The 26349-nt window shown below is 69.4% G+C and carries 21 protein-coding genes; 11 read left to right on the forward strand and 10 right to left on the reverse strand.

Annotated elements, in window-relative coordinates; translation table 11 throughout:
• Nucleotides 1–81: 81 nt before the first annotated feature.
• The gene (locus EPL03_RS02210) at nucleotides 82–915 is read left to right on the forward strand and encodes an HpcH/HpaI aldolase/citrate lyase family protein (protein ID WP_135827704.1); all 834 of its coding nucleotides are present in this window, start codon (nucleotides 82–84) and stop codon (nucleotides 913–915) included.
• A gap of 21 nt (nucleotides 916–936) precedes the next feature.
• Here the strand turns inward: EPL03_RS02210 and EPL03_RS02215 are convergent, their stop codons facing one another.
• The 4 genes from EPL03_RS02215 to EPL03_RS02230 all read right to left on the reverse strand — a co-directional run bounded on the left by EPL03_RS02215 (nucleotide 937) and on the right by EPL03_RS02230 (nucleotide 5876).
• Nucleotides 937–2433, reverse strand: a complete 1497-nt coding sequence (locus EPL03_RS02215) for an amidase (RefSeq protein WP_135827705.1) — start codon at nucleotides 2431–2433, stop codon at nucleotides 937–939.
• A gap of 301 nt (nucleotides 2434–2734) precedes the next feature.
• Nucleotides 2735–3634 (reverse strand): NAD(P)-dependent oxidoreductase, encoded by a 900-nt coding sequence (locus EPL03_RS02220; RefSeq protein WP_280178813.1) that lies wholly within the window; start codon nucleotides 3632–3634, stop codon nucleotides 2735–2737.
• Between the two features lie 280 nt (nucleotides 3635–3914).
• Complete coding sequence (locus tag EPL03_RS02225) at nucleotides 3915–5105, reverse strand: zinc-dependent alcohol dehydrogenase (protein WP_135827707.1); 1191 nt, start codon at nucleotides 5103–5105, stop codon at nucleotides 3915–3917.
• A complete protein-coding gene (locus EPL03_RS02230; protein WP_135827708.1) occupies nucleotides 5106–5876 on the reverse strand; it encodes an SDR family NAD(P)-dependent oxidoreductase in 771 nt (256 codons plus the stop codon).
• 214 nt (nucleotides 5877–6090) lie between these two features.
• Here EPL03_RS02230 and EPL03_RS02235 point away from each other — a divergent pair, with 214 nt between their 5' ends.
• Nucleotides 6091–7434 carry an NAD(P)H-dependent oxidoreductase gene (locus EPL03_RS02235; protein ID WP_135827709.1) on the forward strand — a complete coding sequence of 448 codons (1344 nt, stop codon included), beginning with the start codon at nucleotides 6091–6093 and terminating at the stop codon, nucleotides 7432–7434.
• A 102-nt stretch (nucleotides 7435–7536) separates the two neighbouring features.
• Nucleotides 7537–7854, forward strand: a complete 318-nt coding sequence (locus EPL03_RS02240) for an RPA12/RPB9/RPC11 RNA polymerase family protein (protein ID WP_135827710.1) — start codon at nucleotides 7537–7539, stop codon at nucleotides 7852–7854.
• Between the two features lie 93 nt (nucleotides 7855–7947).
• Here the strand turns inward: EPL03_RS02240 and EPL03_RS02245 are convergent, their stop codons facing one another.
• Together EPL03_RS02245 and EPL03_RS02250 are read right to left on the reverse strand one after the other, a co-directional pair.
• A complete protein-coding gene (locus tag EPL03_RS02245; protein ID WP_135827711.1) occupies nucleotides 7948–8832 on the reverse strand; it encodes an alpha/beta fold hydrolase in 885 nt (294 codons plus the stop codon).
• Between the two features lie 263 nt (nucleotides 8833–9095).
• Complete coding sequence (locus tag EPL03_RS02250; RefSeq protein ID WP_135827712.1) at nucleotides 9096–10025, reverse strand: 3-hydroxyacyl-CoA dehydrogenase family protein; 930 nt, start codon at nucleotides 10023–10025, stop codon at nucleotides 9096–9098.
• Between the two features lie 160 nt (nucleotides 10026–10185).
• Here EPL03_RS02250 and EPL03_RS02255 point away from each other — a divergent pair, with 160 nt between their 5' ends.
• Nucleotides 10186–11667 (forward strand): CoA-binding protein, encoded by a 1482-nt coding sequence (locus EPL03_RS02255; protein WP_244605182.1) that lies wholly within the window; start codon nucleotides 10186–10188, stop codon nucleotides 11665–11667.
• Nucleotides 11661–12323 carry an acetate--CoA ligase family protein gene (locus EPL03_RS20420; RefSeq protein ID WP_244605209.1) on the forward strand — a complete coding sequence of 221 codons (663 nt, stop codon included), beginning with the start codon at nucleotides 11661–11663 and terminating at the stop codon, nucleotides 12321–12323. Before EPL03_RS02255 ends, EPL03_RS20420 begins: the two co-directional genes overlap by 7 nt.
• A 33-nt stretch (nucleotides 12324–12356) precedes the next feature.
• Here EPL03_RS20420 and EPL03_RS02260 read toward each other — a convergent pair whose 3' ends face one another.
• The 3 genes from EPL03_RS02260 to EPL03_RS02270 all read right to left on the reverse strand — a co-directional run bounded on the left by EPL03_RS02260 (nucleotide 12357) and on the right by EPL03_RS02270 (nucleotide 14654).
• Nucleotides 12357–13112, reverse strand: coding sequence for an MBL fold metallo-hydrolase (locus tag EPL03_RS02260; protein ID WP_135827713.1), 756 nt, complete (start codon nucleotides 13110–13112; stop codon nucleotides 12357–12359).
• Between the two features lie 4 nt (nucleotides 13113–13116).
• Nucleotides 13117–13923: an MBL fold metallo-hydrolase gene (locus EPL03_RS02265; protein ID WP_135827714.1), complete on the reverse strand. Its 807-nt coding sequence runs from the start codon at nucleotides 13921–13923 to the stop codon at nucleotides 13117–13119.
• Nucleotides 13924–14024: 101 nt separating this feature from the next.
• A complete protein-coding gene (locus tag EPL03_RS02270; RefSeq protein ID WP_135827715.1) occupies nucleotides 14025–14654 on the reverse strand; it encodes an isochorismatase family protein in 630 nt (209 codons plus the stop codon).
• 215 nt (nucleotides 14655–14869) lie between these two features.
• Between EPL03_RS02270 and EPL03_RS02275 the strand changes: the two genes are divergently transcribed.
• The 3 genes from EPL03_RS02275 to EPL03_RS02285 all read left to right on the forward strand — a co-directional run bounded on the left by EPL03_RS02275 (nucleotide 14870) and on the right by EPL03_RS02285 (nucleotide 18313).
• Nucleotides 14870–16132, forward strand: a complete 1263-nt coding sequence (locus EPL03_RS02275) for a dihydrolipoamide acetyltransferase family protein (RefSeq protein WP_135827716.1) — start codon at nucleotides 14870–14872, stop codon at nucleotides 16130–16132.
• Between the two features lie 139 nt (nucleotides 16133–16271).
• Entirely contained in the window at nucleotides 16272–17318 is a 1047-nt protein-coding gene (locus EPL03_RS02280; protein ID WP_135827717.1) for a thiamine pyrophosphate-dependent dehydrogenase E1 component subunit alpha, read from the forward strand.
• The gene (locus tag EPL03_RS02285) at nucleotides 17318–18313 is read left to right on the forward strand and encodes an alpha-ketoacid dehydrogenase subunit beta (protein ID WP_135827718.1); all 996 of its coding nucleotides are present in this window, start codon (nucleotides 17318–17320) and stop codon (nucleotides 18311–18313) included. Before EPL03_RS02280 ends, EPL03_RS02285 begins: the two co-directional genes overlap by 1 nt.
• A gap of 768 nt (nucleotides 18314–19081) precedes the next feature.
• On the opposite strand, the gene lpdA is transcribed toward EPL03_RS02285, so the two are convergent.
• The gene (gene lpdA / locus EPL03_RS02290) at nucleotides 19082–20506 is read right to left on the reverse strand and encodes a dihydrolipoyl dehydrogenase (protein ID WP_135827719.1); all 1425 of its coding nucleotides are present in this window, start codon (nucleotides 20504–20506) and stop codon (nucleotides 19082–19084) included.
• Nucleotides 20507–21402: 896 nt separating this feature from the next.
• On the opposite strand from lpdA, the gene EPL03_RS02295 reads away from it, so the two are divergent.
• The 3 genes from EPL03_RS02295 to EPL03_RS02305 all read left to right on the forward strand — a co-directional run bounded on the left by EPL03_RS02295 (nucleotide 21403) and on the right by EPL03_RS02305 (nucleotide 26349).
• Entirely contained in the window at nucleotides 21403–24039 is a 2637-nt protein-coding gene (locus tag EPL03_RS02295; protein WP_135827720.1) for a valine--tRNA ligase, read from the forward strand.
• 307 nt (nucleotides 24040–24346) lie between these two features.
• Complete coding sequence (gene map, locus EPL03_RS02300; RefSeq protein WP_135827721.1) at nucleotides 24347–25252, forward strand: type II methionyl aminopeptidase; 906 nt, start codon at nucleotides 24347–24349, stop codon at nucleotides 25250–25252.
• The gene (locus EPL03_RS02305) at nucleotides 25252–26349 is read left to right on the forward strand and encodes an aminopeptidase (protein ID WP_135827722.1); all 1098 of its coding nucleotides are present in this window, start codon (nucleotides 25252–25254) and stop codon (nucleotides 26347–26349) included. The genes map and EPL03_RS02305 overlap by 1 nt, the downstream gene beginning before the upstream one ends.

The following is a 26349-nucleotide window of genomic DNA, read 5'->3' on the forward strand; positions in this document are numbered from 1 at the left end:
CGATTGTGACGCCTGGCCGCTTCGAGCCACGTCGATTGTGACGACCCGAATGCTTTTGCTCGCCCGCGAAAATCCCGACCCATGTCACACGAGCGGTCCATCCTGTTCGTTCCCGGGTCCGACGCCGACGCCATCGACGCCGCGACCCGCTCTGGCGCGGACGGACTCATCCTCGACCTCGAAGACACTGTCAGCCCGGCCAACAAGGCGGCGGCCCGCGAGGTGACCCTCGACGCGCTGTCGTCGTGGGCCGACGACGACCCGACGCCGTTCGTGCGGGTCAACGGCCTCGATACGACGGAGGGCGTCGCCGACCTCGAAGCCGTCGTCGCGAACGACGCCGCGCCCGAGGCCGTCGTGCTTCCGGACGTTCGCGGCCCCACGGACGTCCGAATCGTCGCCGACCGCCTCGACGACGCGGGGTCGGACGTCGGCGTCGTCCCCATCGTCGAGCGCCCCGACGCGCTGTTCGCGGTCGACGCCATCGCGGCCGCCGACCGGGTGAGCGCGCTGGCGTTCGGCTCGGTCGACTTCCGGCTCAACGCCGGGATGTCGATTCTGGACGACGACGTCGACGTGACGATTCCGAAGTACCTCGTCTCGCTGGCCGCCAGCGCGGCCGGGGTCCGGGCGTTCGACACCGTCTACCTCGACCGGTCGGACCCCGACGGCCTGCGAGCGGCGGCGCGAGAGGCCCGAGCGATGGGCTACGACGCCAAGATGGCGATTCACGAGGACCAGATAGAACCCATCGCCGAGGCGTTCGCGCCCTCGGAGGCGGAACGCGACCGCGCCCGGCGGCTGGTCGAGCAGTTCGAGGCCACCGACGAGGGGGTCGTCTACTTCGAGGGGTCGTTCGTCGACAAGCCGGTGGTCGACCAGCAGCGCGAACTGCTCGAACGCGGCGGGGAGTAGGCCCGCGAGAGGGGCCGGATTCTAGCCGAGGTGCGGTTCGACCGTCGCCGCCGCGCCGAGGAGTCGGCGCTCGCCGAACGCTTCGCCCATCAGTTGGAACCCCACGGGGAGCCCGTCGACCGTCCCGTTCGGGAGCGAGACTGCCGGAAGCCGCGTGACGTTCGCCGCCCGCGTGTTCCGGGCGTAGTCGAAGCCGGGGTCGTCGGCCGCCTCGATTCGCGGGGCCACGTCGGGCATCGTCGGGAGCGCGAGCGCGTCGACGCCGTCGAGCGCCGCGTCGAACTCCTCGCGCAGCACCTCGCGGACAGCCTGTGCGCGGGTGTACCGCCGGCCGCCGTGGGTCTCGACGACGTGTGCGCCCGCCAGCAACTTGGCCTTGTAGAAGGTGTCGAGGTCGCCCGACGACGCTCGCGTCCGGTCGGCGAACGCGGCCTGATAGCCGTCGTCGACCACGCCCCCGCGACGGTACGGCGCGGCCCCGTCGCGCCAGTGGACCGCGAGTTCGGTCAGGCTCAGCAGGTTCTTGACCGCCGGGCCGTACTCGAAGCCGTCGACCGACACCTCCCGGACCGCCGCGCCCGCGTCCGCCAGTCGGTCGAGCGCGGCCCGCGTGGACTCGGCGACCGGGTCGGCGACGCCCTCGCCGAACCCCTCGGCCAGCACGCCTATTTCGAGGTCGTCGAGGTCCGGGCCGCCGTCCTCGACCGCGCTCGCGTAGCCGCCACACTCGTAGTCGTCCCGGCCTGCGGCCGCCAGACTCGCGGGGTCGTCGGGGTCCGTGCCGGCGATGGCGTCGAGCGCGGCCGCGACCGGCGCGGTCGCGTCGGCGAAGACGCCGACGTGGTCCTGCGTGTACGTGTTCTCGACCACGCCCGACAGCGGCACCAGCCCGTAGGTCGGCTTGAGGCCCACGACGCCACAGAACCCCGCCGGGATGCGGACCGACCCGCCGGTGTCGGTGCCCAGCGACACGTCCACCCGGTCGGTGGCCACCGCGACCGCGCTCCCGCCCGACGAGCCGCCGGCGGTCCGCTCGGGGTCGTGGGGGTTGCGGACCGGCGGCCCGCGCCCGGTCGTGCCCCGCCCGCTGCCGGCGAACTCGTCGAGGTTCAGCTTCGCGGTGACGGTCGCCCCCGCCTCCCGGAATCGCTGGACGACGGTCGCGTCGGTCCGCGGCACGTAGCCCGCCATCACCTCCGAGCCGCACTCCATCGGCACGCCCGCGACCGCGATGATGTCCTTCAGTCCGACCTCGACGCCCGCGAGCGCCCCGGCGTTGTCGGGCGCTGGCTCGACGCGACACTCGTAGCTCACGGCGTTGTACGGGTCGTCGGTCGGTTCGCGCCACGTGCGCTCGCCGCCGGGGCCGTCGTCGGCCACCGCCACCTCGTCGACCGCGTCGAGGCCGTCGAGGAAGCCGTTGACGGCGTCGACGAGTTCGTCCGTCTCGGCGTCGGTGACGGCGACGCCGAGTTCGTCCGCGAGCGCTTCGAGTTCGTCCGCCGAGAGCGGTCCCATGCGCAGGGGTGCTTGGCGGGTTTCAATAAAGCTGGGCGTCGCGGTAAGTCACTGAACAGCGACCACGTCCTCGAACGCCCTCGGCGCGCTCGCGGTCGCTGAGCGGGATATCCGCGCTCTCCGCACCGCACCGGCGCGGATAGAGCCGCCAGAGACGACCACAGGCCTGCGGCCCGCGACCGCGCCTCGCCCGTTCAGTCCGCCAGGGGCGGTCAGTTCACCGGGCGCACTCGGTCAGTGGTCGAATGCACGCCGAGCGCGCCCGTCCCGTGGCGCGACACACTCGTTCCTCTTGGATGCCTCACTCGTCGATGCGGGCCTCGGTGTCCGCGAGGCGTTCGATTATCTGAATCACGCCTGAGTTGTCGTCGTCGCCCAGTCCGGACTCGACCATCGACTTGTACATCTCGTGGGTCACGCCGGTCACGGGCATGGGCGCGCCGTAGGCCTGCCCGGCGTCGGTGGCGATGCGGAGGTCCTTGTACTGGTAGGAGGCGAAAAAGCCCGGTTCGAAGTCGCCCCGAATCATGCTGGGCGCGCGGTTGTCGAGCGCCCAACAGCCCGCCGCGCCGCCGCTGATGGCCTCGACCACGGCTTCGAGGTCGGCGTCGGCCTGCTGGGCGAAGACCAGCGCCTCGCTGATGGCCTGTAGCGTCGTCGAGACGACGATCTGGTTGCAGGCCTTCGTGACCTGTCCCGCGCCGTGACCGCCGCAGTGGGTGACGGTCTCGCCCATCGCCTCGAGCACGTCGCGCTGGGCCGCGAGGTCCTCGTCCTCGCCCCCGACCATGATGGAGAGGCTCCCGTCGATAGCGCCCTCCTCGCCGCCGCTGATGGGCGCGTCGAGGACCGAGACGCCCATCTCGCCGAGTTCGTCCGCGAGCCGTTCGGCGACCGTCGGCTTGATGGTCGAGGTGTCCACGAACGCGTCGCCCGCCGACAGCCCCTCGGCGACGCCGTCCTCGCCCAGCACGACCTCCTCGACCACCTCGGAGTCGGGCAGGCAGGTCACGACCACGTCGGCGCGCTCGGCCGCCTCGGCCGGGGTCTCGGCGCGCTCGCCGCCGTTCTCGACCAGCCGGTCGACCGCTTCGGGCGAGCGGTTGTGGCCCACGACCGGGAAGCCCGCGTCGAGCAGGTTGTTCGCCATCGGTTCGCCCATGATTCCGAGTCCGACGAAGCCGACCGTTTTCGAAGTCACGTCCCGTTCACTCGCGCCGGGGAACAAAACGGTATCGCCGGGGGCAAGGGGACCGAGTTTCGAATGGTCACCAAACCACACCCTCGGCGGACTGAACGGGCGAGGCGCGCTCGCGTTCACTGTAGTCGCCTGCTCGACCCCTATCCGCGCCGATGCGGATGCTGTGCGGTGAGGCGCGGATATGTCGAGCAGCGACCGCGAGCGCGCCGAGGGCTTTCGAGGCTGTCGTTCGAGGTCTGATAGCTGTCCGAAAAACATCAGCCGCATCGCCGCGAACGACTCACCCGTCCGGCCTGAGCGCCGCGTGAACGATGTCGGGGTCGAATCCCTCGCCGGGAAGCTGGCGCTCGATGGCGGTCTCGGCCTCCCGAACCGGGAAGACGTGGCTGATGATGGACGCCACGTCGTCGCCCCGGCGCTCGACGATGCCCATCGCGCGCTCGACTTCCAGCGCCTGCCCGCGCCCGCCGAGCAGGCTGATTTCGTCGTGGACCAGTCGGTCGGCGTCGATTTCGACCTCCTCGCCGGGAAAGCCCGGCAGGACGACCGTGCCGAGCGGAGCCACCACGTCGAGCGCGAGGCGGAGCGCCGCGCCGGAGGGCGCAGTCACGACCGCGACCGGCGGCCCCTCCTCGCCGGTCGCCGCGCGGACGCGGTCGGCCGCGCCGTCCTCGTCGACGAACACGGTGTCGGTCGCGCCCAGTTCGGTCCCGAGTTCGAGCCGGTCGGCGTCGTCGGACAGCCCCGCGAGGACGATGGGGTCGGCTCCGGCCTCGTCGGCGACGACGACCGACGCGAGTCCCTGCGCGCCCGGCCCGACGATGGCGACGCCGTCGCCGGGGTCGACGTCGCCCTTCGTGAGAATCCAGCGGACGCCGTTGGCGACGACAGTGCCGAGACAGGCCGCCTCGGCGGGCACGTCCTCGTCGACGACGTGGAGTTTGGTGTTGGGCGCGAGGTAGACGTACTCGCCGTACCCGCCCCAGAGGTGCGGCGGCTCGCTCGCGGGGATGCTCACGCCGTACGCGCGCTCGGCCTCGCACATGTGGTAGTTGCCGGTCTGGCAGTAGTGGCAGTCGTAGCACGGGATATACGGCTCGGGCACCACGCGGTCGCCGACCGAGACGCCCATCCGGTCGAGGGTCTCGTCGTCGCCCGCGACGACTCGGCCGACGACCTCGTGGCCGAACACCAGCGGGAGCGTGTCGAAGTGCGACTCCCCGCCGTAGATGCCGACGTCGGTGCCACAGACCGAGGTCATCTCGACTTCGAGCAGCGCGCCGCCCTCGGAGACGTCGGGCACCGCGAACGTCCGCGGTTCGAGGGCCCCGTCCTCGGTCAGCACCATCGACGTGGTCTCGTCGGGAAGCGACGCGGGAGCGTCGTCGGTCGGCGCGCCGTCCCGAGACGACGCGGCGTCGCCATCGGTAGTCCCGTCGTCGTCAGTCGACCCGTCCCCGTCGCTCGCCATTCAGACCTCCTGTCGGACGCTCAGCGAGAGGCCGCCGTCGACGGTCAGCGTGGTGCCGGTGACGTACGACGCCTCGTCCGAAACCAGGAACAGCGCGGCGTCGGCGTGGTCGCGGGGCTTGGCCATCCGGTCGAGCGGAATCTTGCTCCGGGTGGCCTCGCGCTCCTCCTCGCTGGTCAGTTGCTCGATGAGCGGCGTGAGGGTCCCGCCGGGACAGAGCGCGTTGACCCGGATGCCGTAGTCCGAGAGGTCCCACGCCATGTGCTTGGTCAGCCCGATGACGCCCCACTTCGAGGCGGTGTAGCTCGCCGGGCCGGCGTAGCTGAGGTTCAGCCCCGCGATAGAGGAGATGTTGAGGATGCGCCCGTCGCCCTGTTCGGCCATCGCCGGCACGGCCTCGGCCGAGCAGTTGTAGATGCCCGTGAGGTTGACGTCCATCACCTGCTGCCACTCCTCGGGCGTGATGTCCTCGAACCGCTCGCCGACCGAGATGCCGGCGTTGTTCACCAGCACGTCGAGGCTGCCGAACGCGTCGAGCGTCGCGTCGACGGCCTCGCGCACGCTCTCGCGGTCCGAGACGTCGCACTCGATGGCTTCGGCCTCGATGCCCTCGTCGGCGAACGCGGCCGCCGTTTCGTCGGCCGCCTCGACGTCGACGTCGGCGATGACTATCGACGCGCCCTCCTCGCCGAGGCGCTCGGCGATGCTTCGCCCGATTCCGTTCGCAGCGCCCGTCACGAACGCGGTCTTGCCGGATACGCGAGAACCCATGGTGGTGGAGTCACGACCGCCGCATATCCGTGTGACGGTTCCGGTAAGTGGGGCGCGGGTCCCTCGAAGAATCGTCGGCGTGAAATCGAGACGGTGTCTCTTCCGTCACGTTGATTAAAACTGCCTCCGATGGTCGGGTAGTGCTTGGGACGAGATACCGCACGGCACGGGACGGACATCGATTCGGGAATCGCGCCGCGGGGGCTCACTGCCGATGCTGAACCTGCCCGCCAGACTGCGCGAGCGCGACGACCCCGTGGCGGCCGGGGTCGTGGGTGCGGGGCTGTTCGGCACCAACCTCATCGACCAGATGGAGCGCGTCCCCGGACTGGAGACGGCCGCCGTCGCCGACGTCGACCGTGAGAAGGCGACCGACACGCTCCGGGACGCCGGCGTCCCGGACGGGGACGTGCGCTCGGTCGAAGACGCCTCGGGCGTGAACGACGCGCTCGCGGACGGGAACCGCGCGGTCGTCGCCGACGGGGTGGAACTCGCGACCAGCGACGTCGACGTGGTCGTGGAAGCGACCGGCGTCCCGGACGTCGGCGCGCGCCACGCCTACGAGGCCATCATGGCGGCCAACCACGTCGTGATGGTGACCGTCGAGGCCGACGCCGTGGTCGGCCCCATCCTCGCGGAGATGGCCGACCGCGCGGGCGTCACCTACTCGATGGCCTACGGCGACCAGCCCGCGCTCATCGCCGAACTGTACGACTGGGCGCGGACCGTCGGCCTCGACGTGGTCGCGGCCGGCAAGGGCAACCCGTACCTGCCTGAGAACCGCTACGGCACGCCCGAGGACGTGTTCGAGCGCTGGGGCTTCGACCCGGAGTTCGTCGAGGAGCAGGGGCTCAACCCCCGGATGTACAACTCCTTCCTCGACGGCACCAAGGTCGCGGTCGAGATGGCGGCCGTGGCCAACGCGACCGGCCTGACGCCCGACGTGCCGGGGATGCACATCCCCGACGCCGCCGTCCCCGAGATTCCCGAGAAGCTCCGGCCGAAAGCCGACGGCGGCATTCTGAACGACACGGGCGTCGTCGAGACGGTCAGCGGCCTCCGGCCCGACGGCACCGAGATCGAGTTCGACGTCGACTTCGGCGTGTTCGTCGTCACGACGACGCCCAACGAGCGCGTCCAGGAGTACGTCGAGCAGAACAGCGGCTCGGGCATCTACGTCGCCAGCGACGGCGAGTATCAGGTGTTCTACCGGCCCCACCACCTCCCGGGCCTCGAAACGCCCGTGAGCGTGGCCAACGCCGCCGTCCGGAACGAACCGACCGGGGTGGCGCGCGCCCACGAGGCCGAGGTGGTCGGCGCGGCCAAGCGCGACCTCGACCCCGGCGACGAGATAGACGGCGGCGGCGGGTACACCGTCTACGGCCACCTCGTCGCGGCCGAGGACGCCGACGACGCGGGCTACGTGCCGATGGAACTGCTGGAGGGCGCGACGGTCACCTCGGCGGTCGAGCGGGGTGAGGTGCTGACCTACGACGACGTCGCGGTCGACGAGGAGTCGTTCATCTACCGGCTCCGGCGGCTTCAGGACGGTCGCTGAGCGCGGGATGGGGCGATTTTCGACAGCGAGCGCGGGCGCGGGGGACCGCGACGGAGCGGAAATTAAGACATATATCCGACCACCCGCGTATTCCGACGGGACATGCAATTCTGTGACGAGTGCGGGTCGCTGATGCACACGGAGGGCGAGACGTGGGTGTGTCGCTCCTGTGAGAACGAGGAGCCGCGGGACTCGGAGGCGGACGCGGCGATGGCGACACGGGACGGACAGCGCGACGACGGGGCACCCGCCGTGGCCGACGCGACCCAGGGGTCCACCGAGACGATGGAAGAACCCTGTCCGGCCGAGGACTGCGACGGCGACGAGGCCGACTACGAGATGATGCCGAAGCCGGGCGGTTCCTACGAGGTTCGGCTGTTCACCTGCGTCGAGTGCGGCCACCGGTGGCGCGAGTCCTGACGGCGCGTGGTTCGCCGTCCCCGGCACGAACGACCGCCGAACTGAGGCGAGCGTCCGACGCCCACGACCGACGGAGACGGTTCTAAAACGCGGCTACTGCTCCGACGCGACGTCCTCGAAGAACGACGCGATCTCCTCGTTCGCGAATTCCGGGCGCTCGTAGTGGGCGAAGTGGCCGGCGTCCGGCACCGGCTCGAAGTCGAGGTCGGCGAAGTACTCGTCGAGCCGGTCGGCCCACTCGACCCGCAACACGGGGTCGAGCTCGCCCCACCGGACCGCCGTCGGCACCTCGATCGCGGGCAGGTCGGGCGCGCCGTCGCGCATCAGCCCCGTCCGGCGCTCGTCGGCGGCGACGTACCAGTCGAACCCGCCCTGCAGGTTGCCGGGCTCGGCGAAGTTGTCGACCCACGCGTCGAGGTCCTCGGCGAAGGCGTCGGGGTCTCCCGCCCAGTGGCGGAGGAAGTGGCCGACGTAGTGCCGAATCGTCTCGCGGTTCGCCCCGACGAGGTCGGCGGCCCACGGCTGCTGGTTGAACGACTGGTACCAGATTTCCCCGAGGTGGTCGGGGTCGAGCCACCGGTCGCCGATGCCGGGGTACGGGCAGTCGAAGAAAAAGAGGCCGGCCACCCGGTCGGGGTGTTCGCGCGCGAACGACTGGGCGACGTGCGCGCCGAGGTCGTGGCTCACCAGTCCGACCGACTCCAAGCCCAGTTCGTCGACGAACCCTCGGAGGTCGGCGACGTGGGCCGCGATGCCGTACCCCTCGCCGGGCGACGTATCTGGGTTGTCGCTGTCGCCGAACCCGCGCAGGTCGGGCGCGATTACGTCGAACGAGTCGGCCAGCGCGGGCAGGTTCTTGTGCCACGTCCGCCAGAACTCGGGCCACCCGTGGAGGAAGACAAGCGGGTCGCCCGACCCCTCGCGGACGTAGTGGATGGTAGCGCCGTCGACCTCGACGTACTCGTGGTTCGGCTCCATGCGCCGAGGATGATTCGACGGGGCTTGTAGGTTTCCCCGGCTAATTCGGGAGTGTTCGGATAAGAGCGACCAATCTCGGTTGCGGTGGGGTGCTGTGAGGCGCGGATATCCGCCAGAGGGACCGCGAGCGTGCCGAGGGCTTTCGAGGCGTTGGTTGCTGTCTCGGTGTCAGAGAGCGCGCCGAGGGCTTTCGAGGACTGTCCACCACCCGAACCTGACGTAACCGAACACCGCCGCCGACTCGCATCCGCAGAGGTCCCGACTCACTCCCCGAGCGCGCGCCGGAGCGCGGCGACCCGGCGGTTCCGGCGCTCGACCACCTCGTCGGGGTCCTCGTCGTACTCGTAGAACCCTTCCCCGGCGTCGACGCCGGTCCGGCCATCCGAGACGTACTCGTCGAACAGGTCGCCGGCCTCGTCGGCGTCGCTCAACTCGGGATACAGGTCGTCGGCGATGGTCTCGAACAGGTCGACGCCCGCGAGGTCCATCGTCTCGAACGGCCCGACGACGGCGGTTCGGAGGGCGTAGCCGTCCCGGACCGCCGCGTCGATGTCTTCGAGCGAGGCGACGCCTTCTTCGAGGAGGTGCACGCACTCGCGGACGACCGCGAACTGGATGCGGTTCCAGACGAACCCCGGCACCTCCCGGTTCAACACGATTGGGTCGCGGTCGACCGCCTCGACGAACGCGGTGGCGCGCTCGACGGTCTCCTCGCTGGTCGCCTCGCCGGGGACGACCTCGACCAGCGGCAGCAGGTACGGCGGGTTCCACCAGTGACAGACCACGACTCGGTCGGCCGCCTCGGGCACGCCGGCCGCGATGTCGCTCGGCGGGATTCCGGACGTGTTGCTCGCCAGCACCGCGTCGTCGGGCGCGGCCGCCGCGACGTTCCCGAACACCTCGTGTTTCACGTCGAGGTCCTCCGAGACGGTCTCTATCACCAGCTCCGCGCCCGCGACGCCCTCAGCGGTGTCGAGCGTGGGGTCGATGCGGTCGAGGACGCTCTCGGCCGACTCGTCGGCCAGTCCCTCGTCGTTCAGGAACTCGACCGCCGCGCGCATCTGCTCGAGCGCGCGGTCGAGGTTCGACTGGCGGTGGTCGACCATCGACACCCGCGCGCCGTGGCGCGCGAACTGGACCGCGAGCCCGTGGCCCATCACCCCTGCTCCGACGACGGCGACGTCTGATACCATCGTCCGTACGGTCGAACAGCCGTCACATAAATCTCGCGCAGAATGTCGAACGTTCACGGAAGAACGCGAATCGGAAACGCTTCGTCACGTATCTCGGCGACGTATCAGCAACACCGTCTCGGGGCGGAAGAGCTAAGGCGGGCGTTGGTCGAACACTGCCATGGTACGAACCGAGACCGAACTGGAGCCGTTACTGGCTCCCGAGTCGGTCGCCGTGGTCGGCGCGAGCCCGGACTCGTGGTACTCCTCACAACTGGTCGACAACCTGCTCGACTACGGCTTCGACGGCGACGTGTATCTCGTCAACCCCGGCCGCGACGAGGCGTGGGGTCGACCCTGCTACGACGCCATCTCGGACCTGCCCGAGCCGGTCGACCTCGCGGTCGTCAGCGTCCCCCGCGAGGTCGTCGTGGACGTGGTGCGGGAGGCCGGAGAGATGGGCGTGCCCGCCGCGCTCGTCATCACCGCCGGGTTCGCCGAGGCCGACGACGAGGGCGCGGCGCTCGAAGCCGAACTCGCCGAGGTCGCAGACGCCCACGACGTCGCGGTCTGTGGCCCCAACTGCATCGGACTGGCCAACGCCCGCGAAGGCACCGTGCTGACCAGCACCTGCTCGCGACGGCCCGAACCGGGCTCTATCGGGCTCGTGAGCCAGTCGGGCGCGCTGGCGTTCACGACCTTCTTCGAGCGCGCGGCCGACGAGGACGTTCACTTCTCGCACATCGTCTCGACCGGCAACGAGGCCGACCTGTCGGTGACCGACTACGTGGGGTCGCTGGCCGACCGCGACGCGGTCGACGCGGTCTGCACCTACGTCGAGGGGGTCGACGACCCCCGGCGGTTCATGGCCGCCGCCGACGAGGCGGTCCGGTCGGGCACGCCCGTCCTGACCGTCAAGGTCGGCGCGTCCGACGTGGCCGAGGCGGCGTCGGTCTCCCACACCGGGTCGGTGACGGGCAACGACGCGGCGTGGGACGCCGCGTTCGCCCAGACCGGCGTCGAGCGCGTGCCCGACGTGCCCGACCTGCTCTCGCGGGCCAGCGCCCACGCCGCGTTCGACCCGCCCGCCTCGGACCGAGTCTGCGTGGCCTCGACCAGCGGCGGGCTGGCGAGCCTGCTCGCGGACATGGCCGCAGCGCGTGGCCTCTCGCTTCCGGACATCGCGGGCGAGACCGAGCGGGCGTTGCTCGATTCGGAGGACCTGCTCACCTTCGGCGAGATGCACAACCCGGCCGACATCCGGGGGTACGGCGCGGAGGTACTCCCCGACATCGCGGACGTGCTGTTCGCGGACGACGCCTTCGACGCGTACGTGTTCGCCATCGGCCTCCCGGCGGTCGGCGACGACGCCGAGGAAATCGCCGACGACCTGCTCGAAGTCGCGCAGATGGCGTCCGACCCCGTGTTGTTCCTCTGGACCGGGCGGAAAGAGCCCGCGTCGCCGCCGCCCTCCCCTACGAGCGCGTGCGCCGCGAGACGCCCCTGTTCTACGACCCGAGCCGGTGTATGGACGCGCTGGCCTCGCTGGTCGACGCGGGCGAGCGCCGCGACCGACTCGCGGCCCGGCCCTCGCGGGCCGAACTCGCGGCCCACGCGGCCGCGAGTTCGCCCGACACCGACCTGCCCGACGACGACGTGCTGACGTGGGACGAGGCCGAGTCGCTGCTCGCCGAATACGGCATCGACCTCCACGAGACCCGACTGGCGACCGACGCCGACGAGGCGGTCGCGGCCGCCGAGGCGGTCGGCTTCCCGGTCGTACTCAAGGTCGACTCGCCCGACGTGCCCCACCGCACCGACGCCGGCGCGGTCCGGACCGACCTCTCGGACCCCGAGGCGGTCCGGGAGGCCTACCGCGAAATCGTCGCCAACACCGAGGCGTTCGCCCCCGACGCCCGAATCGAGGGCGTGCTGGTCCAGCCCCACGCCGAAGAGGGCGTCGAGGCGCTGGTCGGAGCCTCCCGCGACCCGGTGTTCGGCCCGCTGGTCACGGTCGGCTCGGGCGGGACCGCCGTCGAGTCGCTCGACGACGCGGCGGTCCGGGTGCCGCCGTTCTCCGAGGGGGACGCCCGCGACGCCATCGCCGAGACGCGGCTCGCGGCCCTGCTCGGGGACGACCGGGGCGGTGGGGACGAGCAGGTGAGTTCGGACGGCGACGTCGCGGCGCTGGCGGCGCTGCTCGAACGAGTCGGCGACCTCTGCACCGAGGTCGAGACCGTCGCGGAACTCGACCTCAACCCGGTCGTGGTCCACGACGAGGGCATTTCGGTCGTGGACGCGCTGGTCCGGACCGAGTAAGGGAGAATTGGGGTCGCGTGCGCCTTCGACCGCTTACGCGTCCTCGACGGTCGGCACGTCGTACTCCTCGGCGATGCGGCCGGCGGCGCGTTCGAGTCGGTCGAGCGCGGTCGGCACGTCCTCGGCCAGCGTCGGGTTGCCGTGGATGGGCGCGACGGCCGAGACGTCGTAGTCGTCGAATATCTCGTCGAGCGCGGTCCTGAGCTTGTCGGGGTCGACGTACTGGAGCCAGACGAGGTTGTCGCGGTGGAACTCGTAGACCGTCTCCTCGGGCACGGCGTCGTCGAACTCCGAGGAGAGTTGTTCGCACTCGCCGGGCGCGTGGTAGTTGCCGAACCCGTCGGCGGTAAAGAGGACGCCCGATTCGGAGTCGCGTATCCACGTCGTGTGCGACCGGTCGGCCAGCGGCGGGTCGATGAAGTTGAACGTCCGGCCCAGCACGTCGAGGTCCTCGCCGATGACACACCGGCGGGCGTCGGTCAGCCCCTGAATCTCGGGCGACCCCGAGGAGGCGACCAGTTCCACGTCGTCCCACTCGTCGCGGAACTCGGAGATGTTGCCCGAGTGGGGGTAGTCCGAGTGCGAGAGGATGATGGCGTCGATGCCCGCGCCGTCGGTCGCCTCGTCGATGGCGTCCGCGAGCTGTTGTTCGTGGTGGAACGACCCGGAGTCGACCAGGATGTACGAGCCGTCGTGTTCTATCAGGTAGACCGAAACGTGTTCGTGGGCGTCCTCGTGGGGGTAACACACCGTCAGCCACTGGACGTCGTCGGTCACGTGTCTCGTCATCGAATCACCCCAGAATCCCGATGCGGTCGCGCTCGTTTATCTCGGCCACCACGTCCTTCATCAGGTCCATGTACTCGGTCGGGTCCTCCCGAACGACGAGTCCGTGGGCCGGGAGAATCCACTCCGGGTCGTAGTGGTCGACGAGCCAGTCTATCTCGCGCTGGACCTTCTCGACGTTCACGTACTGGTGCCAGAACAGCACCCGGCCGTGGAACTGGAGCAGGCGGCCGAGGTCGAGGTCGTGGTCGAGTTCGTCCACGAACGACAGCATCTCGTGTTCGGCGTGGGGGTAGCCCAGCCAGTCGACCGGCAGCAGCATGTCGTTGGTGCGCTCGGTCATCCACACCGACACGGGCGCGTCGAGGAACGTCGCCTCGTGGAAGTCGAGGACGTATCCGCCGAGGTCGATGCTGTCGCCCTCGCCGACGTGGGTCGCGTCGTCGAGGTGGTAGAGTTCGTGGTCGTTGCCGTACTTCGGCGCGACCAGTTCGGCCTCGGGGTAGGCGTCGAGCAGCGCCGTCGCGTTCCCGGCGTGGGGAACGTCGGGGTGCGAGACCACGAGGTAATCGAGGTCGCGGCCGTCGAGTGCGGCCTCGACGTCCGACAGTATCTCCTCGCGGCTGGCGGGCGAGAGCGTGTCGAACAGCAGCGTCTCGTCGTCGCCCTCGAACAGGTAGGCACACTGCGGGATGTACACCTCGCCGTCGGGGTCGTACCAGTCGGGGCCGTCGCCGTCCCCTGTCACCATCTCGGTTCGGTCCGGTCCCGGTTCGTAGAACCAGTGGAGGCCGGGTAGTATCTCTCTGGGCATGGGTCCGTAACACCTCCCATGCTATCGGCGACCGTTCGACAAAACAATCGTGGTTGCGGCAAGAGAGTATCACCGGCTCGCGGCCGTCGGGCCGAATCGGGCTACAGCGATTCGAGGTAGCGTTCCACGTCGTCGACGGTCCGGACGTCGCCGTACTTCGAGTGGATGTCGACCAGGTTCGCCTCGTGGGGGCCCTCGACGCGGTCCCCGACGCCGTCCTCGGGGACGACGACGTGGTAGCCGCCCGAGCAGGCGTCGACCGCCGTGGCGCGGATGCACCCGCTGGTCGAACAGCCCAGCAGTATCGTCGTGTCGACGCCGTACCGGGTCAGCACCGACTGGAGTTCGGTCTCGTGGAACGCGCTGGCCTGGCGCTTGTCGAGGACGTAATCGCCGGCCTCGGCGTGCAGGTCCTCGTCCAACTCGACCCACTCGCTGTCGGCGGTCAACTCGGTCAGCGCGGGAATCTTCTCCGCCCAGATACCGAGGTCGACCGCCTCGTCGTCCCGCGTGACGATGCGGGTGAATATTACGGGCACGTCCTTCCCTCGGGCGGCGTCGAGCAGTCGATTCGTCTCCTCGATGACGCCGGTCAGGTCGCTCCCGAGCGCGTGGTCCGGGTCGGTAAAGCCCTTCGTGAGGTCGACCACGACCAGCGCGGGCGAGTCGCCGTACCCGACCTCGTTGGCCATCGTCCCCTCGTAGCTGTCGGGAACCGAATCGGTGTCCATGCGCGTGGGTTCGCACCGCGGCACAAAAGCGTTGCTTCGGGACCGGTTTCGGCGTCGGACGCCCGCGAACGCTCTCTGAGGCGCTGTCGTCCCCGTTCGAGCGCTCGCTCCGCGTCTCGACCGGTCCTGTCGTCTACTATCTAAAAGTTATCCACCCGACGTTATCCTACGGTAACAGGTACCTTTTTATCCTGAATCTAGGTATTCCGTTGCACATGGCGTACGTGATTCGAATGCCCAAGCTGGGCGTCGAGATGGAGACCGGGGTCGTGCTGGAATGGCACGTCGACGAGGGCGAGGCGGTCGAGGAGGAGGACGTGCTCGCGGAGATAGAGTCCGAGAAGTCGGTCGCGGAGGTGGCCGCGCGCGAGGACGGCGTGCTCCGGGAAATCTACCTCGTCGCCGACGACGAGGCTCCGCCCGGGACGCCGATGGGCATCGTCGCCGGCCCCGACGAGGACGTCTCGGACCTCGAAGCCGAGGTCGACCTGCCCGAGAGCGACGGGGAGGACGCGGACGCCGACGAGGACGCCAGCGAGGGGTCCGACGAGGACCCGGAGGTCGACGACCAGTCCGACTCGGGACCGGGGACCGCGACCGCCGCCGCGTCGACCGAAACGTCGGCCGGCACCGCGCAGGCGGCCACCACCGAGGACGGCCGGATCAAGGCCTCGCCGAAGGCCAGAAAGCGCGCCGAGGAGATGGGCGTCGACCTCGCGACGGTCGCGGGCACCGGCCCCGAGAACTCCGTCGTCGCCGACGACGTGGCCGACGCGGCGGCCGCCAGCGGCGGCCGGACCGTCCGCGAGGAGCGGGAACTCACCTCGATGCGGACCACCATCGCCGAGCGACTCGGCCAGAGCTACCGCGAGGCGGTCCACGTCACGGTCGACCGCGAGGTCGAGGTCGAGGCCGTGTTCGAGGCGGTCGAACTGGTCGAGGCCGACGTCTCCATCACGGACGTCGTCCTCAAGTGCGTCTCCGAGACGCTCGACGACCACCCCGAGTTCAACGCCACGTTCGACGCCGACGAGAACGTCCACACCCTCTACGAGGAGCACAACGTCGGCCTCGCGGTCGACCTCGACGGCGGCCTCGTCACGCCGGTCGTCCACGGCGTCGACGCCAAGTCGGTCGGGGCCATCTCGTCGGCCCGGGGCCGGACCACCGAGGCGGTGCTCGACGGCGAGTACACGTCCGACGACCTCAGCGGCGGCACCTTCACCGTGTCGAACCTCGGGGTGTTCGGGAGCGACTCGTTCACGCCGGTCATCAACCCGCCGGAGGTCGCCATCCTCGGGCTGAACCGCGTGACCGAGCGCGCGGTCCGGACCGACGACGGGCTCGCCTTCCGCCGGCACATGACGTTCAGCCTCTCGTTCGACCACCGGGTCGTCGACGGCGCGGACGCCGCCCGGTTCCTCACGACGCTCGACGAGTACCTCGAGGACGCCCCCGCGGTCGTCGGCGCGGCGTAGCGACGCGTCGCCGGACGGGCGAAGTCGCTCGGAATCCGACCGCCGTCTTACATTCTTCACTTTCTATCCGGTCTGAGGTTTACTGCTAAGGGAACACTTTTACAATCGGGTTCCGACTTTTCGAGCGTTACTGATAGCAATGTCCACCATCGATCTACAGACGGCCGACGGTCGTCACGAGGCGTTGCGGACCATGCTTCTGATTCGGGAGTTCGAGAACCGGGTCCGAGACCGGTTCGCCGACAACGAGATTCCGGGATTCGTACACCTCTCGCAGGGCCAGGAGGCCGTCGCCGTCGGAACCTGTGGCGTACTCGACGTCGACGACTACGTGACCAGCACGCACCGCGCGCACGGTCACAGCATCGCGAAGGGACTGGACCCCGAAATCCTGCTGGCCGAACTGTACGGCAAGGAGACGGGCTACTGCCGGGGCCGGGGCGGGTCGATGCACGTCGCCGAACTCGACCAGGGAATGCTGGGCGCACAGCCCATCGTCGGCGCGAGCGTCCCGCTGGCGACCGGCGCGGGCATCACCGCCCAGGTCCGGGACGAGGACTGGGTCACGGTCGGGTTCTGTGGCGACGGCTCGGTCGCGGCCGGACAGGTCCACGAGGCCATCAACCTCGCGGCGACGTGGCAGCTCCCGGTCGTCTTCGTCATCGAGAACAACCAGTACTCGGAGGGGATGGTGTTCGACGAGCAGCACAACATCGAGGACCTCGTCGACATGGCCGCCGCGTACGGCCTCCCCGGCGAGATCGTGGACGGGCAGGACGTGACCGCCGTCTACGAGACCATGCAGGACGCGTACGAGCGGGCCGCCAGCGGCGAGGGGCCGACCATCGTCGAGGCCAAGACCTACCGCTACCGGGGCCACTTCGAGGGCGACGAGGAACCCTACCGCGACGAAGAGGAGGTCAAGCGCTGGCAGAACCAGCACGACCCCATCGAGAACTTCCGCGAGGACCTCGCCGACCGGGGCGAACTCACCGACGAGGAGTTCGAGTCGCTCGAAGCCGAGGTCGTCGACCGGATGGACGCCGCGGTCGAGCGCGCCCGCGACGACGACTTCCCGGACCCCGACGCGGCCTACGACGACGTGTTCGACGAGCCGGTGCCGGAGGTCGAACTCTTCCGCGAGCAGCTTCGGGCCGACGGCGGCGTTCCCGGGGGTGAGGACTGATGGCGGCCCAGGAGTTCGCGGACGCCGAGACCGAGACGATGAGTATGCGCGAGGCCATCCGGACCGGCCTCCGCGAGGAACTGCTGGCCGACGATTCGGTGTTCATCATGGGCCAGGACGAGGAGGACGGCGGCTCGTTCGAGGTCACGGCCGGCCTCCACGACGAGTTCGGCGACAACCGGGTCCGCAACACGCCCATCAGCGAGGCCGCGCAGGTCGGGTCGGGCGTCGGCGCGGCCGCGACCGGCCTCCGTCCGGTAGTGAACCTCAGCTTCTCGGACTTCATCGGCGTCTGTTTCGACCAGATAATGAACCAGGCGGGCAAGACCCGCTACATGTTCGGCGGCGCGAGCGACGTGCCGCTCACCCTCCGGGCCATCGAGGGCGCGGGGGTCAACGCGGCGGCCCAACACTCCGGGACGGTCCACACGCTGGTCGCGCACCTGCCGGGCATCAAGGCGGTCGCGCCCGGCACGCCGGCGGCCGCCAAGGGCCTGATGAAGTCGGCCATCCGGGCGGACGACCCGGTGATGTTCTTCGAGAACAAGACTATCTACGACCGGCGCGGTCCGGTGCCGACCGACGAGGAGTTCGCGGTGCCGCTGGGCGAGGCGTCGGTCGAGCAGGAGGGCGCGGACGTGACGGTCGTAGCGACCCAGCGCCTGCTCGGCGAGAGCCTCCGGGCCGCCCGCGACCTCGACGACGTGAGCGTCGAGGTCATCGACCCGCGCTCGCTGTACCCGCTCGACACCGACACGCTGGCCGACAGCATCCGGAAGACGGGCCGGCTCGTGGTCGCCGACGAGAGCCCGATGTCGTACGGCCTCCACGCCGAAATCGTCACCAGAGTCGTGGAGAACGCCTTCTGGAGCATCGACGCGCCGGTCCAGCGCGTCGGCGTCCCCGACACGCCGATTCCGTTCACCCCGTCGCTCGAAGACGAGGTGATTCCCGACGCCGAGGACGTTCGGCGGGCGATAGAGCGGACGATTTGAGGACTGGGTTCCGGCTCTTTCGCTTTTCGTCGGTCGTACTCTATGCCCCGTCCCTGGCTGTTCGTGTTCTGTTTGCTCGTGTTCTGGATCTCGATTGTGGCGCGCGCTGGCGCGGTCCTCGTGACCGCGCCAACTCGTGCGAGGGATGAGCATCGCAGGCCTCTGGCCGAGAAGCGCAATCGGCTGGGGAGGACGAGGCGCGGTCGCGGTGCGGGTGTGGTGCGGGGCGGTCGCGGTGCCGTGCGGTTACTCATTTGCCTCGGCGATAGCTAGCTCGGACCTGTCGGACGTAATTCCTAGAAGAGCTACGAAGCTAGCTTCTGCCTCGACCGATGAGAGACCGCACCCGCGACAGCACTGCAACCGCACCCGCACTGCAACCGCGACAGCACCGCAACCGCACCCGCACTGCAACCGCACCCGCACTGCAACCGCACCCGCACCGCACCCGCAACCGCACAGCAACGCACCTCGTCCTCCCCAGCCGCCTGCGTTGCTCGGTCGTCGCTTCGCTCCTCCCTGCGCTACTCAGCCACCGGAAGACAAACCGCGTCTTCCGAGCCTTGCTTCGCTTCGCTCAGCAAGACCTCGCGCGAGTTGGCGCGAGATGAACTCGCGCCGTGGGAGGCACGCTCCCACGAGCCTTGCCTCACGTCGTTCGGCAAGACGCCAGCACGCGCCGACGTATCAGTCACAGATAGTCGCTACCGTCTCGAATCCGCTCGGCTACTCCAACCACCGAAAACGAATCCCCGTCCCCGTCTTCTCCTAGTTCACCGTGTGAATCGCCGCGCCCTCGGCGTTCGCGGCCGCCTCCATCACGGCCTCGGAGAGCGTCGGGTGGGCGTGGACCGTCTCGGCGAGGTCCGAGGCATCCAGTTCCGCCGCCACCGCCACTCCGAGTTCCGCGATTAGCTCGGAGGCCTCCGGGCCGACGACCTCGCCGCCGAGGACCCGTCCCGACGATTCGTCGACCACGACACGGACGAACCCCTCGGCGTCGCCGGTGGTGAGCGCGCGGCCGTTGCCCCGGAACGCCATCTCGCCGACCGACACCTCGCGGTCCGCGTCGGCCGCTTCGCCGGGCGTCAGCCCCACGGTCGCAATCTCGGGGTCGGTGAACACCACGGCGGGCACGGCGTGGGCGTCGATTCGGCTGTCGCTCCCCGCGAGGTGGTCGGCGACCAGCGTGCCCTGATGGCTGGCCTCGTGGGCCAGCATGGGTTCGCCGGCCACGTCGCCGACCGCGTAGACGCCCTCGGCGTCGGTCTCGCCGTACTCGTCGGTCGCGAGGAAGCCGTTCTCGTCGGGTTCGAGGCCGACCGCACCGAGGTCCAGCGTGTCGGTGACCGGCTCGCGGCCGACCGCGACCAGCACCGCGTCGGCGCGGTACTCCGACTCGTCGCCGTCCCCGTCTTCGGCCGTCACCACGACGTCGCCCGCGATGTCGCGGTACCACTCGCTGGCGGCCTCGCCGAAGTTGAACTCGATGCCCAGGTCCTCGGCGCGGCCCTGCACGAGTTCGGTGGCCTCGTCGTCGTAGCCCGGCAGGGGCGCGTCGAGCATCTCCACGACGGTCACGTCGGTCCCGAGCTTGGCGAACGCGGTCGACAGCTCCATCCCGATGTAGCCCGCGCCCACGACCACGAGCCGGTCGGGCTGGTCGTCGAGCGCGAGCGCCTGCCGGGAGTCCAACACTGGGTCGTCGTCGTAGTCGAAGCCCGGCACTTGGATGGGTCGCGAGCCGGTCGCGAGAATCGCGTGCTCGTACTCGATGGTCTGGCTGTCGCCGGTGAGTTCGGGCGGCGAGACCTCCAGCACGCCGTCGTCGACGAACGCGGCGGTCCCCTCCACGACGGTCACGCCGTTGGCCTCACAGAGCTGTCCGACGCCGCTCGTGAGCCGGTCGACAACGCTCTCCTTCCAGTCGACGAGTTCGCCGAACGCCACGCTCACGTCGGCGTAGACGCCCCGGTCTTCCATGTTCGCGACGTCGTGGGCCGACTCGCCAACGTCGATGAACGCCTTCGACGGGATGCAGCCGTGGTTGAGACAGACCCCGCCGAGCGCCTCCTTCTCGACCAGTACCGTGTCGAGTCCGTGCTGGGCCGCGCGGATGGCCGCGACGTAGCCGCCGGGTCCCGCCCCGACGACGACGACCTCGGCCTCCGACGGCGTGGCTTCGTCAGTCACAGTGGGTGTACGGTCTGGCTATCGTCGCTTAAGCTTTGACACCGTGGCAGAATAGACGACGAAAATCGGTTGGCGTTCGGAGGGCGTTCACTTCGACGTCGGGACTATCTCGGGTCCCGAAATTCGCGAGCGCACTCGCTCGACTTTCCTAGTCGGCGCGCGCTGGTGTCTTGTCGAGCGGAGCGAGACAAGGCTCGTGGGAGCGTGTCTCCCACGGCGCGGCCCGCAAGTGGCCGCGCCAATGCGTGCGAGGGCCGAGTAGCGCAGGCGGCTGGGGCGGACGAGGCGCGGTCGCGGTTGCGGTGCTGTGGCGGTGCTGTCGCGGTTGCGGTGCTGTGGCGGTGCTGTCGCGGGTGTGGTGCTGTGGTGGTGCTGTCGCGGGTGTGGTGCTGTGGTGGTGCTGTCGCGGATGCGGTCACTCATTTGTCTCGGCAGACGCTAGCGTCCTCGTCGCTCATCTCACCGGATTTCGTCCGTGAGAAGCTAGCTATTGCCGAGACAAATGAGTCCCCGCAAACCCGCGCCGCAAACCCGCACCGTGAGCGCCTCACGCCTCCCCAGCCGCCTGCGCGTCTCGCTCCCTGCGGTCGCTGCGATGCTCGTCGCTCGCGCGCGTTTCTCGCGCGCGCCGCGAAGAAACGCCGCAACGAAACCGACCCCGATGTCCGACTCGTTTCGAGCACGTCGGGCGCACGCGCCATCCGAGAACACTCTTACGTGAAAACGCCGGGCCCGGATCCCGAACCGTTCACACACAGACGAGAACCTTTATCAGTAGCCGACCGTACGATTGTGGTATGAGGCTGACTACGTCGGTAGTACGTCGAACAGCGTAATCCAGCGGCGCGTCTTTCTCGCAGCGGCGACCAACCGACGGAGTCAGCGACAGCGATACCATGAGCGACGTTCCAGACAGCTACGACCCCGAGGAAGTCGAACCGAAGTGGCAAGAGCAGTGGCGCGACTCCGAGGTCTACCACCACGAGGGCGAACCCGACTATATCGTCGACACCCCGCCGCCGTACCCGACCGGTCAGCTCCACCTGGGCCACGCGCTGGGGTGGAGCTACATGGACTTCGCCGCCCGGTTCCATCGACTGGTCGGCGACGACGTCCTCTTCCCGCAGGGCTGGGACTGCCACGGCCTGCCGACCGAAGTGAAAGTCGAGGAGGAAGAGGGCATCCACCGGACCGACGTGCCCCGCGAGGAGTTCCGGGACCTCTGCGTCGAGTACACCGAGGACCGCATCGACGGGATGAAAGAGACGATGCAGTCGCTGGGCTTCTCGCAGGACTGGTCGGCCGAGTACCGCACCATGGACGCCTCCTACTGGGAGAAGACCCAGCGCTCGTTCGTCGAGATGGCCGCCGGCGACGAGGACGAGAGCTACGTCTACCGCGACGAGCACCCGGTCAACTGGTGCCCGCGCTGCGAGACCGCCATCGCGGACGCCGAGGTCGAGAACGTCGACCGCGAGGGGACGCTCCACTACGTCACCTTCCCCGGCGTCGGCAACGACGACGTCCAGATCGCCACGACCCGGCCCGAACTGCTGGCAGCCTGCGTCGGCATGGCGGTCGACCCCGACGACGAGCGCTACGCCGACCGAATCGGCGACACGTTCGAGGTGCCCCTGTTCGGTCAGGAGGTCGAACTGCTCGCCGACGACGACGTCGACGCCGACTTCGGGACCGGCGCGGTGATGATATGTACGTTCGGCGACAAGCAGGACGTCGACTGGTGGGCCGAGCACGACCTCGACCTCCGGTCGGTGTTCACCGAGGACGGGCACCTCAACGACCTCGCGGGCGAGTACGAGGGCCTGTCCGTCGACGAGGCCAAGAGCGCCATCGCCGACGACCTCGACGAGGCGGGCTATCTGGACGACACCGAGCCCACCGACCAGTCGGTCGGCGCGTGCTGGCGGTGTGACACGCCCATCGAGATTCTGAGCAAGGAACAGTGGTTCGTGGAGGTCCGCCAGGACGAGATTCTGGAGGCGGCCGAACAGGTCGAGTGGATTCCCGACCACATGTACGACCGCCTCGAAGACTGGACCGAGGGGATGGAGTGGGACTGGGTCATCTCCCGCCAGCGCGTGTTCGCCACGCCCATCCCGGCGTGGTTCTGCGCGAACGAGGATTGCGAGCACGTCCACGTCGCCGAGATATCGGAACTCCCGCTCGACCCGACCGAGACCGACCCCGCCGTCGGAAGCTGTCCCGAGTGCGGCGGGGACAACTGGGAGGGCGAGACCGACGTGATGGACACGTGGATGGATTCGTCCATCTCGCCGATGCACGTCCAGGGCTGGCCCGACGAGGAGTTCACGCCCACCACCCTGCGCGAGCAGGGCCACGACATCATCCGGACGTGGGCGTTCTACACCCTGCTCCGGGTCACCGCGCTCGAAGACGAGATTCCGTGGGAGGAGTCGCTGGTCAACGGGATGGTGTTCGGCGAGGACGGCAACAAGATGAGCAAGTCCCGTGGCAACGCCGTGGGGCCCGAGGAGGCCATCGAGGAGTACAGCGCCGACGCGGTCCGGCAGGCCCTGGCGCTGGGCGGCCAGCCCGGCAGCGACATCCAGTTCCAGTGGAAGGAGGTCACGTCCGCGTCGCGCTTTCTCACCAAGTTCTGGAACATCTTCCAGTTCTCGGCCGAGCACTTCGACGCGGACACGCCCGACGTCTCGGCCCCGGCGTACCGCGACGCCGACGAGTGGATTCTGGCGAAGCTCGCCCGCACCGCCGAGTCGGTCGAGGCCGACATGGCCGACTACCGGTTCGACAGCGCCCTGCGCGAACTCCGGGAGTTCGTCTGGAACGATCTGGCCGACGACTACCTCGAACTCGTGAAGGGCCGACTCTACGAGGGCCGGCCGGGCGAGCGCGACGCCGCCCGCCACGCGCTGTACACCGCCGTCTCGGCGTCGGTCCGGATGCTCGCGCCGTTCTCGCCCCACTTCGCCGACGAGGTGTACGACCACCTGCCCGGCACCGAGGGCAGCGTCCACGCCGCGTCGTGGCCCGAAATCGAGTTCGCCGACGACGAGGGCGAGGCCGAGGCGACGGGCGACCTCATCGCCGAGGTCGCCAGCGAGATTCGCGCGTGGAAGTCCGACGAGGGGATGGCGCTCAACGCCGACCTCGACCGCGTCGAGGTGTACTCCGAGCGGGGCCGAAGCTGGGACACCTACGACCTGAGCGAGGCGGTCAACGCGCCGGTCTACCCCGAGTCGGGCCGCCCCAGCGTCGAACTCGTCCCGGTCGGGGTCGACCCCGACCACAGCGTCATCGGGCCGGAGTTCCGCGACCGGGCGGGACAGGTCGTCGCCGCGCTCGAATCGGCGGACTTCAACACGCTCAAGAACCAGAAGGAAATCGAGGGCGAGGTCACGGTCGAGGTCGCCGGCGACGAGGAGACCATCGACGGCGAGGCCGTGACACTCGAGGAGGAGTACCGGGCCGAGAGCGGCGAGGAGGTCGAGGTCATCGAGACCGACGACGCGACGGTGCTGGTGTTCCCCTGAACGGCGTTCTGGTCTGTTTCCTCTGCCGACGCGCCACTCCCTCGTTCGCGGTCGTTTCTGCAATCGGGAGTACCGTGACCGCCTTTTCGAAAGTCCCCTTTCAGTCCCGCCCGATTTCCAGTGGAATCGGGTGCGGTCCGGTGGATAGTGTCGCCGGGTGCGTCCCCGCGGACAGCGCCACCGGGCGCGCTCCGGCGGGCTATCACGTCGGACTCAGTTGGACCGCGTCGCCGAGCGCGTCGTGGGCGGTGTCGCTCCCGCACTCGACCGACAATACATAAACCCCTCCCGGCCCGTAGTAGGGAGCATGGCAGATTCGACGCTGGACGACCCCCGCTACGAGAAGTACCGAGAGGCAGGCGACATCCTCTCGACGGTGATGAACGAGGCCAGCGAGCGCGTCGAGGTCGGCGCGACCCAGCTAGAGGTCGCGGAGTTCGCCGAGGAGCGCATCCGCGAACTCGGCGGCGAGTGCGCGTTCCCGGTCAACATCAGCGTCGACGAGGAGGCCTCCCACGCCACGCCCGGGACCGACGACGACACCGAGTTCGGCGAGGAGATGGTGTGTCTCGACGTCGGCGTCCACGTCGACGGCTGGATCGCCGACGCCGCGACCACCGTCGACCTCTCGGGCAACCCCGACCTCGTGACGGCGGCCGAGGAGGCCCTCGACGCGGCGGTCGACGCCATCGAGGCCGGCGTCCACACCGGCGAGGTCGGCCGAGCAATCGAGGACGCCATCCGTGGCTACGACTACACGCCCATCCTCAACCTCTCGGGGCACGGCGTCGACGAGTACGACGCCCACACCGACCCGAGCGTGCCGAACCGGGGACTCGACACCGGCGTCGAACTGGAAGTCGGCGACGTACTCGCGGTCGAGCCGTTCGCCACCGACGGCCAGGGGAAGGTCGGCGAGGGCACCGACGCCCAGATATACGAACTCTCGGGGGCCGGTGGCCGGTCGGTGCGCAACCGGCAGGCCCGGCAACTGCTGGAGACCGTCGAGTCGGAGTTCGGCCAGCTCCCGTTCGCGGTGCGGTGGCTCGACGACTCGCGGGCCGAGATGCTGCTCACGCGGCTCGAACGCCAGGGCGTCGTCGAAGGCCACCCCGTGCTGAAGGAAGAGGACGGCGTCCTCGTGAGCCAGGCCGAACACACCCTCATCGTCACCGAGGACGGCTGCGAGGTCACGACCGAGGGCATCTTCTGATGGACCCGCGCGTCCACGACCACGCCGAGGTGCTGGTCGACTGGAGCGCCCGCGTCGAGGCGGGCGACGACGTGGTGGTTCGGGTCGACGAGGGTGCCCACGACCTCGCTGTCGCGGTCGCCGAGAAGCTGGGCGAGCGCGGCGCGAACATGCTGGCCACCTACGTCGCCGACGAGGTCGAGTCGGCGTTCGTCCGGGCCCACGACGGCGACTTCGAGCAGGACCCCGACTTCGAGGTCGAGATGCTCGAACGCGCCGACGTCGTGCTGTCGCTCCGGGGCAAGCGCAACGTCGCGGAGAAGGGCGCGGTGCCGGGCGACAAGCGCGCGGCGTACAAGCGCTCGCGGACCGCCATCAAGGCCCGCCGGATGGACGCCGACTGGGTGTCGACCCAGCACCCGACCCGCGCCCACGCCCAGCAGGCGGGCATGGGCATCGCGGAGTACCGGGACTTCGTGTACGACGCGGTCCTGCGCGACTGGGAATCGCTCGCCGACGAGATGGCGAGCCTGAAGGACCTACTCGACGCGGGCAGCGAGGTCCGCCTCGTCACGGACGGCACCGACCTCACGATGTCCATCGAGGGGCGAACGGCGGTCAACAGCGCCGCGTCGGTGGCCTACGACTCGCACAACCTGCCCAGCGGCGAGGTATTCACGGCCCCGACCGACCCCGAGGGCGAGGTGACCTTCGACGTGCCGATGACTCACGACGGGTCGCGCATCCGCGACGTCCATCTCACCTTCGAGGACGGCGAAGTCGCGGACTGGTCGGCCGAGGTCGGCGAGTCGGCGCTCGACGACATCTTCGCCACCGACGAGGGCGCGCGTAGGCTGGGCGAACTCGGTATCGGGATGAACCGTGGCGTCGACCGCTTCACCGACTCCATCCTGTTCGACGAGAAGATGGGCGACACGGTCCACCTCGCTGTCGGCCGGGCGTACTCGTCGTGCCTGCCCGAGGACGAGCAGGGCAACCAGAGCGCGGTCCACGTCGACATGATAACCGACGTGAGCGAGGACTCCCGGCTGGAGATAGACGGCGAGGTCGTCCAGCGGAACGGCCGGTTCCGGTGGGAGGACGGGTTCGAGGGGTAA

It is taken from the genome of Halorussus halobius (assembly GCF_004765805.1).
GTDB classification, from domain to species: Archaea; Halobacteriota; Halobacteria; order Halobacteriales; family Haladaptataceae; genus Halorussus; species Halorussus halobius.

Bases quoted from the DNA above. Each gene is read 5' to 3' on its own strand.
- EPL03_RS02240 (WP_135827710.1), top strand. From the start codon at position 7,537: ATGCAATTCTGTGACGAGTGCGGGTCGCTGATGCACACGGAGGGCGAG.
- EPL03_RS02270 (WP_135827715.1), bottom strand. From the start codon at position 14,654: ATGGACACCGATTCGGTTCCCGACAGCTACGAGGGGACGATGGCCAAC.
- map (WP_135827721.1), top strand. From the start codon at position 24,347: ATGGCAGATTCGACGCTGGACGACCCCCGCTACGAGAAGTACCGAGAG.
- EPL03_RS02235 (WP_135827709.1), top strand. From the start codon at position 6,091: ATGCTGAACCTGCCCGCCAGACTGCGCGAGCGCGACGACCCCGTGGCG.
- EPL03_RS02255 (WP_244605182.1), top strand. From the start codon at position 10,186: ATGGTACGAACCGAGACCGAACTGGAGCCGTTACTGGCTCCCGAGTCG.
- EPL03_RS02245 (WP_135827711.1), bottom strand. From the start codon at position 8,832: ATGGAGCCGAACCACGAGTACGTCGAGGTCGACGGCGCTACCATCCAC.
- EPL03_RS02225 (WP_135827707.1), bottom strand. From the start codon at position 5,105: ATGGCGAGCGACGGGGACGGGTCGACTGACGACGACGGGACTACCGAT.
- EPL03_RS02250 (WP_135827712.1), bottom strand. From the start codon at position 10,025: ATGGTATCAGACGTCGCCGTCGTCGGAGCAGGGGTGATGGGCCACGGG.
- EPL03_RS02260 (WP_135827713.1), bottom strand. From the start codon at position 13,112: ATGACGAGACACGTGACCGACGACGTCCAGTGGCTGACGGTGTGTTAC.
- EPL03_RS02280 (WP_135827717.1), top strand. From the start codon at position 16,272: ATGTCCACCATCGATCTACAGACGGCCGACGGTCGTCACGAGGCGTTG.
- EPL03_RS02305 (WP_135827722.1), top strand. From the start codon at position 25,252: ATGGACCCGCGCGTCCACGACCACGCCGAGGTGCTGGTCGACTGGAGC.
- EPL03_RS02285 (WP_135827718.1), top strand. From the start codon at position 17,318: ATGGCGGCCCAGGAGTTCGCGGACGCCGAGACCGAGACGATGAGTATG.
- EPL03_RS02210 (WP_135827704.1), top strand. From the start codon at position 82: ATGTCACACGAGCGGTCCATCCTGTTCGTTCCCGGGTCCGACGCCGAC.
- EPL03_RS02265 (WP_135827714.1), bottom strand. From the start codon at position 13,923: ATGCCCAGAGAGATACTACCCGGCCTCCACTGGTTCTACGAACCGGGA.
- EPL03_RS02295 (WP_135827720.1), top strand. From the start codon at position 21,403: ATGAGCGACGTTCCAGACAGCTACGACCCCGAGGAAGTCGAACCGAAG.
- EPL03_RS02230 (WP_135827708.1), bottom strand. From the start codon at position 5,876: ATGGGTTCTCGCGTATCCGGCAAGACCGCGTTCGTGACGGGCGCTGCG.
- EPL03_RS02215 (WP_135827705.1), bottom strand. From the start codon at position 2,433: ATGGGACCGCTCTCGGCGGACGAACTCGAAGCGCTCGCGGACGAACTC.
- EPL03_RS02275 (WP_135827716.1), top strand. From the start codon at position 14,870: ATGGCGTACGTGATTCGAATGCCCAAGCTGGGCGTCGAGATGGAGACC.